The sequence below is a fragment of the Dapis purpurea BLCC-M126 genome (assembly GCF_050015975.1).
Taxonomy (GTDB): domain Bacteria; phylum Cyanobacteriota; class Cyanobacteriia; order Cyanobacteriales; family Microcoleaceae; genus Trichodesmium.
The window spans coordinates 38430-48140 of the sequence record NZ_JBNHER010000198.1 but is presented as its reverse complement, the minus strand read 5'-3'; the positions used below and the strand labels follow the sequence as shown (position 1 = coordinate 48140).

Genomic DNA, 9711 nt, shown 5'->3' with positions numbered 1-9711 from the left:
AGGCTTTAAACCACAATTATTTAATTAACAATTAATAATTAATAATTCGGTAAAAATCAATCTAAAGAAACACCTCAAATATCTAGTGCAGGATGGGGGAAATAACTGACCTGTTACAAAACCCTAAAAGCTTTACTAACCAATACTTTTAACTTTAAAATGCTATACTTTTAACTTCCGCGTAGCGGCACTAATATTCGGTGGATTACAGCAGCAGCTTGAAATATTATTTTATTTTTTCAGATTATTCCTGCTTAACTCATCCTATTGGACGGACACAGCTAAAATGGTGCATTTAGATGGGGATATAAATACACCTATAAACAAAAATATATTGCACAGTTTTAGGTGAACCACTCCACTACTTAAAATAGGGCTAAATCTATAGGGTGTATTAGAAAGCTATAACCTAAACTGCGAAAACTATTTAACTATCTATCGTAACGCACCATTTTAGATGTCTTGGTTCACTACATTAAGGCTTAATTTTTTATTTATAGATACTCTCGAAAAGTAAAATTGTCTAGGTATAATACCACTTTGAAAAAAGAATGCTACGAAAAGGTAGCCCCTGATCGGATGTGCTGAAAAATAGCTACTCTAATTCATGTGAGATAGTTATATCTATCATTTCCCCTTTTTTTCAATATTTCCTCCTTCTTCCTTCTTGCTTTTTGCTTCTTCCTTACTTCTACCATTTGTAGCAAACATTGATCAAATTGGTATAAAACTTTGACTATACAGTTATTTCAATAAATTATTTCACATTTAAAGTTTGAAACTATTTCTGACATCTTTAAAGTAAATTGGTCTAATAAAAAAACTCCAGGAAATTTATAGTAAAAGTCCTAGAGTTTTGGCTCAAAGCTAAGTTATATGAAATACTAAAATTTTTGCTACATATTCCCCAACTTTTTCAAAATATGGATAAATTAGTTATAAAAAAAGTTTTTGTTTGTTATGACACTGTCGATATTGAAAAAGAGTTTTTGGCAACCAGACTTGGTATAAAACACACCACCTAAAACCTACTACTTAAAACCCGATCAACCCCGTTCATCAAACCTGGTATAAAAACCACCATACTTTACCCAGTATTGTTTTAAATCGTGGTGAGGTGTATGGAGACTTGCTTTTGCTTGGTAAAGAACTACTTTTCTATGATTACCAATCCAAATTTTCTTAATAGGTTTGACAGATATCAAACTCCCACCCAATGTTTGAACACATTCTGTAAATCTATCAACAGTAGAATACTCCACAGTTTCAAACAAAAAAAAATTTCCTGAGCAGATTATATGGCGACTTCTGATCCAACCCTGCAATTTCTTTTCTGCTATTGGTGGTAACATTTTCTTTTAGCCCTCCCTCAAGACTATTTGATGGCTGCTACCTTGAATTTTTGAAGTACCTGGACAAAATTAACTATACATTGTGAGTTGGTAAAGATTACCCAAAGAGTTAGTAAAAAATCAAAACATAACTCAATAGTAAATATACAAATAATTTTGTCTAACTACTTATTTGTATTCGGTAACTCATTGGCAAAACTTGTTTGTTTTTCAAACTTCAAAGGTCCTGCTGCTGAACCCCATATCTGTTCATGTGTATTAATATCCATACCCTTATCTAAGCTAACCCATGTATTTTCAGTTAACTCTACTTCACTAACTAGATAAGTCTCACATCCTCTCTTATTAATTAAACATTTATTTCCTGGTTCAACACTTCCTAAAAACTTTTCTCCGTCTCGTTTAAAAACCATTGAACAGTTGTAACGACGATCTATATTTTCTGGAGTGATAGTGTGTAAAATATCAAGTTCTCTTGCTGCACCTGCATAGAGAATAGGATCTTTAAGGCTGTAGTTTTCTATATAAATATAATCGCCTTTATCTATAAGTTGATGTACCCCTTGACGATATGGACTCCAAAGATCATAGTCATAAACCTGTTCTGAATAAAAACCTATACCAGGAAAAAAATTATCTGGCAAAGGTCGGAAAAAAACATGAATATGAGCATAAAGAGTTGGATTTTCAAAAGCTTGTTTTTTATTACTAAAGTCTCCTGCCATCCAACTAGCTAGAGTAATTAAGTTTTTCAAATTTGTCTTATATTCTGTCTGGGAAATATTCATAGTCTTCCCTATTTATTGTTCAACTTTAATTTTGCTTTTTATTATTGAGTTTTTTAAGAAAAACTATTTATATAATTAGCTGGGCATAATTAAATTTAACTATGTCCGAAGCAACTGGAACCGAGGATAAAGAAGCAATCTCAAGGGTTTAAGTTAAATAAAATTTTTTTACATAGTTAGGTTTCTTTGCACCGACTTACTTACTTATTGTAATGATTCTACCAATTCTTTTTACTCAGTTGACAAAGAACGAATTTCTGACGAAAAAGAAGCAGTTAATACACCATTACCATCACTCGTCTTGATCAACGATACTCTAAACCTAATATTGGGAGTGCCAAACCAAATTTTTTCTTCAGCAGCAGCACGGTCATATTCTGTATGTAGAATAAAAGTGCCATCTTCAGTAATATGATATTCTCCCACCGCAGGAATAGTTTCTGCATAACCTTGGGAGCGTAATAATTTTCCTTTTTTGAGATTATTTGTATCAGGTATTGGTACTAAGACACAACTACCTTCTAGAGTTTCATTGTCATCCCAATCTGATTCGCCTTGCCAACTCATCTGAAAAGGAGAAATAACATTAGCTATATCTATTCCACTAGACTTACACAATTCTATTACTTCTGGAGTATTTATTGGTAAAGAAACAATATCTATTGTCGAGCGAACTTCTTCAAAATGACTAAATGCTAAATTATGGCCACTACGTTGCGATCGCCAACGTCCGATAGAACGTTCGACAAATTCTACTACATCCATTATTGCTATTTTTAAAATGATATTTTTTGAGGAATCTACTATATTTTAGACTTATCTCAAATCCGATTTTAAACTTACTCGAAATAGAAACCCGGTTTCTTAGTGGTAAAACTATTCCTGTAATATTTTCAGGAGAAACCGGGTTTTTTAACAAGAACTTACAGTTTCTTGACTGTTGATTTAAGCAACCTCAGTAATTTTCAGGATTTTTCCACCTGTTTTTTGAATGCTGTTGATTTTTGAAGTTAGCTGTTCATAAGATACTGTATAAGTTGTCGCACTTCGCTTAACAACAGGACCAATACCAGTTTTAGTAACTGAGATTTCAAAACGTTTAATTGTGTTGCTATAAGGTCCACTTACAGATACAGGTTCTGTAATTTTCGTACCCATATTAGCAGCTAAATCTAAAGTCAATCGAGAAGGCTTATTTCTGTCACTTGTAGCATATCCTCGTTCCAGAGCAAATGTCCGATTAAAGGTTACATTTTTCATGCCAACTACAGTGCTAGTACCTTGTGGATATGGGACAATATTTTCTCCAAAGTTTTGAATATACTCGTCACTGTTTGTGTAAGAATCAATTTCTGCTTCGTATCCTTGTTCATTACATATACGAACGTGTTCAGAAATTTCTGCTTGGTCTTGGGGAGCACGACCTAATATATGCTTAAAGTTTAGTTCTATGAATCCATAAGGAGAAGATGATTCAAAAAACAAGGAGAAATATAGGTCTGATTTAGCAACTATATTCACAAATTGACGGACAGATATTTCTCCGTTTTTTAGAAATGATTCGGCGCTAGTTAGACGCTGACTCTCCATTACATGGATATTTCCTAAAACTTGCTTATAAACAGCTCTAATTACAGCTTGTTTTTCATCTTCTGTCGCATTAGAACGTAGTTCTATTGGATCAATTTTGTCTACCCAAAGTGACATTTTTAACTCCTGTATTTCAAAAATTCTGATTTTTTTCTATACTATCCTTGCAGTGTTCATAGCTCATAGCTAATCGTTCATCATAATATAAACAGGATAACTATCAACCATAAACTACTGCAAATTTTTTAAAAAACTTTACGCTTTTTATCCTGGATATTACTACTAAATTATAACAACTTCATAGTTTAATTAAACTTTTAGTTATTAGGAATCTAGCAACTAACAAATTCAGGAAAAATGAGTAAATAATTTTCTGATTTTAACTCCTAGCTGATAGGAGTAATACTGGAAATTACACCACCTTGCTGATGTATTCTTTGGTACTCTTTAGAAAGTTGATCGAAAGGCACCAAAAATACTTGATTGCTACGGCGGAATTTGGAAACACGATTTACTGCCTTTGAGCGATAGCTTGTTACTTCAACGCGGTAAACTTTACCACCAGAACTAGCTCCTACTCCATGTCTACTTCTAGCACCCAAAGGTGTATCTTGGAATGACCAACCATCGGAACCACCAGAAGGAGGAACTACTGCCAAAGGTGTTTCTTGAATCACATATTTATTCAAAGCAGGGCTTTTTCCAGCTAAACTTCCTTTTAAATCACTGCTGGAAGCTCCACGCAATAGTTGGAACATATGAGTAAAACCAACCATTTTTTTGCCAGTTTGGGTCTTGTATCCTCGATAATAAGGAACAATATTTTCCCCATAAGCACTACTATATTCGTCACTATCAATGTAGGAATCAATATCAGCTTCAAAACTTCCTTCATCCAGGATTTTACTATGAAGCTTCATGTCATCGTAGCCATCGGGAGCGCGACCTAAAAAGTGCTTAAAATTTAATTCTACTGCACGATAGCGGGGGCAAGTGTCAAAGAACCGAGAACGATACAAGTCAGAGCGTCCAACTTGACGTACAAATTCACGGACAGTAATGTCGCCTTCTTTAAGTTTGGACTCTGCCACACTAAGTCTTTCACTTTCCATGACGTAAGCATTGCCCAGAACTTGCCTATAAACCGCTCGAATTACAGTTTCTACTTCTTCTGATGAGCGTCCTGGCAACAGTTCCACGGGTTCTGTCTCTTCAAAAAGGCCAACCCCTAACTGAGATGCAGGTCCAAAAACCATTTGAACTATCTCCTAGGTGAAAATAAGGTTTACTGAAAAAAATGTATTTTTTAGTTACAAAACTGAAAAATTTTGACTCATTGCTAAAATCTATTCCTAAAGCAGGAGTTGGATTATATAGACTTATGAGCCTATTTTTTTAGTTTTATACTTTTTTGGAATATACACTGCTACCAGGCTCTTAATTATAAAGAATTATAAAGTTTTGTAAGAGTATAGAAATATACACTGGATTTTTTCTCATCAAAGATTGTAAGCTAGCAATTAAGCTAAAAAATTATTTGTAGAGAACGGGGGTAAATGGTCGATGCCTTATGCTTTTGAATTCAAGATTAAAGCTAAAACAAATCAATATACTGCCATTGATGAAGCAATTCTTACAGGTCAATTTATCGGCAATAAATGTATCAGATTGTCGATGGATCAAAGAAGTATAGGAAAAACACAATTATATAAATATTGCAGTAGATTAGCTAAAGAGTTTGCTTTCGCTAATAAACTTAATTCTCAAGCTAGGCAGGCTATGGCTGAAAAAGGTTGGTCCTCTACCTCTAGATTCTACGATAACTGTCACAAAAAAATACCTAGAAAAAAAGTGGTGCGACTGCGCGACGACTATAGTTACAAGGGAAAGTGCACCAAGAGAGGATATCCAAATTTCAAGAGACATTCTCGCTCAATTGAGTATAAAAACACAGGCTGGAATTTATCAGAAGATAGAAAATATATAACTTTTACAAATAAACTAGGTATAGGAAAGCTCAAGTTAAAAGGTAATTGGGATTTCTATTTTGATCAGCTAGAACAGATTAAACGAATCAGGTTAATCAAGAGGGCGAATGGTTATTATTGTCAGTTCTTAATTCAAGCTGATATTAATGTTAAAACTACTCCTACACAAAGAGCAACTGGCCTGGATTTAGGATTAAATTATTTCATTACTGATATTTCTGGAAATGTTGTTGAATCTCCAAAATACTATCGAAAAGCTGAAAAAAAATTAAACCGATTAAATAGGAGAAAGTGTAGGAAATACCAGAATCCAGGTAAAGGAAAAAAGGGAGCAAAAATGGTTAAAATTCCCAAACAAAGACAGTCAAATAATTATCACAAAGCTAGAGTTCGATATGCAACGAAACATTTCAAAGTAAGTAGGCAGCGTGAAGATTTTGCCACTCTCTTGACAAAGTGTGTAATTCAGTCTACTGATTTGGTCGCCTATAAAGATTTGAATGTAAAAGGCATGGTAAAAAATCGGCATTTAGCTAAGTCGATAAATGATGCAGGATGCTCAACTTTTAGGCATTGGTTAGAACATTTTGGTAGAAAGTATGGAAAAGCAAATGTAGTAGTTCCGCCACATAATACTAGCCAAAACTATTCTAGTTGGGGTCAGAAAGTTGGGAAGTTTCTATCAACTCGCACCCAAATTTGTCATCATTGTGGGTTTGTAGAACACAGAGACCTAAATACAAGGTTGAACATTCTGCAAAAAGGACTTTCTACGGTGGGGCACACCGAAAGTAACGCTACCCTTCGGGAAGCCGCTTCGCGTCTAAGGGGAGAGACACCCTCTAGTTGTGTTGGAGAAATCCTGCATGATTATGGTGGGACATTTAACCAAGGATCCCTGTCGCTTTAGCGCGGGGAGTGTCAACCTTGTGATAGATTTAGAATGTTTAGCTTATAGTGTAGGTCACGCAGATGATGGAATATGTTTGCTAGTTCGTATTGGAGTACACCGGATTTTATTAGATTGTGGTATTACCAATATTTCATTGTTAACTAATGAAAAAAAACAAAAACTTCCTGCAGATATTGTCCTGTGTACTCACGCACATTCAGATCATGCTCAAGGACTATTAGCACTTCATCAAGCTTTTCCAAAATTGCCAATATATGCTAGTGAAGCAACAACTAAACTTCTACCTCTGAATTGGCCAGAACTTCCTATTTCTGAAGTCCCTGATTTTTGTCAACCTTTACCTTGGCACTCACCGGTAGAACTTTGTAGTGGTCTAACTGTAGAACTTTTTCAGGCTGGTCATTTACCAGGAGCAACAGCTTTTCTCCTCACCTATACTGGAGAGAATAGAACTTATAAACTCTTATATACAGGAGATTTCTTTTTATCTAACAGTCGTTTAGTTGAAGGTCTACCTTTAGCAAATTTACGAGGACTCAAACCAGATGTATTAATAGTTGAAGGTAGCTATGGAACAGCCCGTTATCCACATCGGCGACAATTAGAAAATAACCTGGCAGAAAGGATATATCAAGCTATTACTTCTGGAACTTCAGTTATCTTACCTACTCCCCCTTTAGGATTAGGACAAGAATTGTTGATACTTTTACGTAGTCATAACTATTTCACAGGTCGCGACCTCGATATTTGGGTTGAAGAAAAGGTAGCTAGAGGTTGTGACCTTTATTTAGAACTATTATCTCAATTTCCCACAAATGTACAAAATTTTGCTCAACATCAACCTCTATTTTGGGATGAAAAGATAAAGCCACGTGTGCTAAGGCTATCACCAGGAAAATTGCCTTACACAGAAAAGCCTTATATCCTCATTGCTGACAAGGATACTGATTTGAGCCAATACATTATTAATCAAGATAATTCTTTTATTGTCTTACTACCTGAAAGACCAGGAAAGACATTACAAGAGTTGAATTTTAATTATACCGAAACATATCTTCTCACCGATCATTGTGATGGAATTGGTACAACACAGTTAATTCACAACTTACGTCCCCAACATATAATTTTTGTTCATGGCTGTCCTAATTATTTAGCTGACCTTACTAACCTTGAAGAGTTACGCAACCGTTATAAAATACATTCTCCAGCTAATGGTACATTAGTAGATTTACCAATAGGTGAGAAGTTTATAATACCTACATTACCGGAAAGTAATTATGAAGGGGAATTAAATGAATTAGAAACAGAGGTAATAATTTCTTTACCTCAAAGCATTACAAATGATAATCGTTGGCCTAATTTTGCTGATACAGGTCTTGTAGAGGTTCGTTGGCAAGGAGAAGAATTGGTTGTGAGGGGAATATCCCAACGAGAACTTCTTAGTCATAGTAATAATCGCTTTATCTCTCCTGAGTTAGATTGTTGCGGTAATTGTTTACATTGCCAAGGACAACGTTGTTCCAATCCTGTTTCAGCTCTCTATGGCTTTAAAGTAACATCTGATGGATACTGTCCCATGTTTGAGTCTATTCATTTTCCTCCTACTCGAGAGATAAATAAAAATGACTAATTAATCAATGGCAACATAGTAGATATATGTTTAATATATCTAACTGACTGAAACAACCTAGTCATTAATCATCTATTTTTATATCAATTATTCTGGTTGATTTGATTCTGGATAGTGGTTGCGAATCTGTTCAGCTTCTGGACAATCTTCAGAGACTAGAGGATCAATATTACCCCTCGGCACGGACGCTAACTTTTGGGTAATAGCCCCTATACTTTCTAAACGGACCATTTCTTCCCAAGAACAGATTTCATCTTCTTCATCTGTTTCGTAGCGTATCGTTACTAAATCTCCCTCTATATCCAATATTTTTGCTTGTTCTATCCAACGCTGCTGATCTCGCAAGAAAATGCAGACCTCACGACCATCACAACAAAGTTGATATATCTTGCGTTGTAGCATTGGCTTTTTATACTCCCAATCAATAACTTGGTCAAATGCAAATGTATTTATGAAAAATTACTTACTGGAAAGCTTGACAAATACAAATTTTCTCTTTACTCTCATTGATGTTTATGACCATCTTTAGCGTATAAAGCCTAGAATTACTAGCAATGTATAAATTATATCACAAGCTAGATATTTATTGACATTTACCACCATCTAAGAAATGAAACATTTTTAGAGTAATATTTTTGCCAAGGCTATGTTAACTGTTCAAATTGGAATCTTAAGAGATTGTTGCAGTAATCTATTTTTCATTGTGAGGCTAAATTAGTAGCACTTAAATCTACTATAGCGCAGATTCAAGCTTTTTGTCTAACTTATTACTTGAAAATTTAACCTTAGATCACCTCCGATAGTATAGGATTATAGGATCTTAGGAATCAGAATTAAATCAAGTCCAGATTTTTTTGAGAAAGAACTCAGACGATATTGAGTTTAAAATTTTTAACTTGTGTAGATAATAAAATCTTTATTCTTTAGTTAACGTTAACTATGTAACTTTAGCTGGTTATTATAACACTATATTAATTATGTGAGTGTTTTGGTTTTGCCAAGGCTTTTTGCGGATTAAGTGAATTAACTGTATATCATTATTTTTGCTGGGTTACATATATATAGGCATTATATAATCATTTCCTTTCTTCAGATTTGTGTTGATGATCATTTTTGTCCATAGAAACAGTTGGTACTTATGCGTTCATATTTGGTTAAACTTGCATTCAGGAACTACCAAAAAACTTAATATTTCATCTGTTTTCATAATCAAATCATCGACACAATAATTTATAATTTTAGGATAAAATATATTAACATTTTCTCTAAACTATAATAATTAAATATATTTTGTATTTGCAAATTTCACAAAAACATATTTTTTTTTACTTCTATAATAAAAATATTTTTGATTATAGAAGTTAGTTAATGTTAAATATCTATTATTTTTTAGGACAGAAAATACTAATAAATCACTATAGTGAACACAATTATTAGAGTTAATTCATGC

At 33.9% G+C, this 9711-nt stretch carries 8 protein-coding genes; 2 read left to right on the top strand and 6 right to left on the bottom strand.

Features of this window, described 5'->3' with window-relative positions:
* Positions 1-1046 precede the first annotated feature (1046 nt).
* From ACP6PL_RS17510 to ACP6PL_RS17490, 5 genes are all read right to left on the bottom strand, one after another.
* Positions 1047-1352 (bottom strand): CpeR family transcriptional regulator, encoded by a 306-nt coding sequence (locus tag ACP6PL_RS17510; RefSeq protein WP_426546544.1) that lies wholly within the window; start codon positions 1350-1352, stop codon positions 1047-1049.
* A 164-nt stretch (positions 1353-1516) separates the two neighbouring features.
* Positions 1517-2140, bottom strand: coding sequence for a chromophore lyase CpcT/CpeT (locus tag ACP6PL_RS17505; protein ID WP_426546543.1), 624 nt, complete (start codon positions 2138-2140; stop codon positions 1517-1519).
* Positions 2141-2371: 231 nt separating this feature from the next.
* Entirely contained in the window at positions 2372-2905 is a 534-nt protein-coding gene (locus tag ACP6PL_RS17500; protein ID WP_426546542.1) for a phycobiliprotein lyase, read from the bottom strand.
* 180 nt (positions 2906-3085) lie between these two features.
* On the bottom strand, positions 3086-3847 hold the full coding sequence (locus ACP6PL_RS17495) for a phycobilisome rod-core linker polypeptide (RefSeq protein ID WP_426546541.1): 762 nt from the start codon (positions 3845-3847) through the stop codon (positions 3086-3088).
* A 269-nt stretch (positions 3848-4116) separates the two neighbouring features.
* Complete coding sequence (locus tag ACP6PL_RS17490) at positions 4117-4986, bottom strand: phycobilisome rod-core linker polypeptide (protein WP_426546540.1); 870 nt, start codon at positions 4984-4986, stop codon at positions 4117-4119.
* A 307-nt stretch (positions 4987-5293) separates the two neighbouring features.
* Between ACP6PL_RS17490 and ACP6PL_RS17485 the strand changes: the two genes are divergently transcribed.
* Complete coding sequence (locus ACP6PL_RS17485; protein WP_426546539.1) at positions 5294-6628, top strand: RNA-guided endonuclease InsQ/TnpB family protein; 1335 nt, start codon at positions 5294-5296, stop codon at positions 6626-6628.
* A gap of 19 nt (positions 6629-6647) precedes the next feature.
* Complete coding sequence (locus ACP6PL_RS17480; RefSeq protein ID WP_426546538.1) at positions 6648-8261, top strand: MBL fold metallo-hydrolase; 1614 nt, start codon at positions 6648-6650, stop codon at positions 8259-8261.
* Between the two features lie 87 nt (positions 8262-8348).
* Here ACP6PL_RS17480 and ACP6PL_RS17475 read toward each other — a convergent pair whose 3' ends face one another.
* Positions 8349-8663, bottom strand: coding sequence for a DUF6679 family protein (locus ACP6PL_RS17475; protein ID WP_426546537.1), 315 nt, complete (start codon positions 8661-8663; stop codon positions 8349-8351).
* Between the last annotated feature and the right edge of the window lie 1048 nt (positions 8664-9711).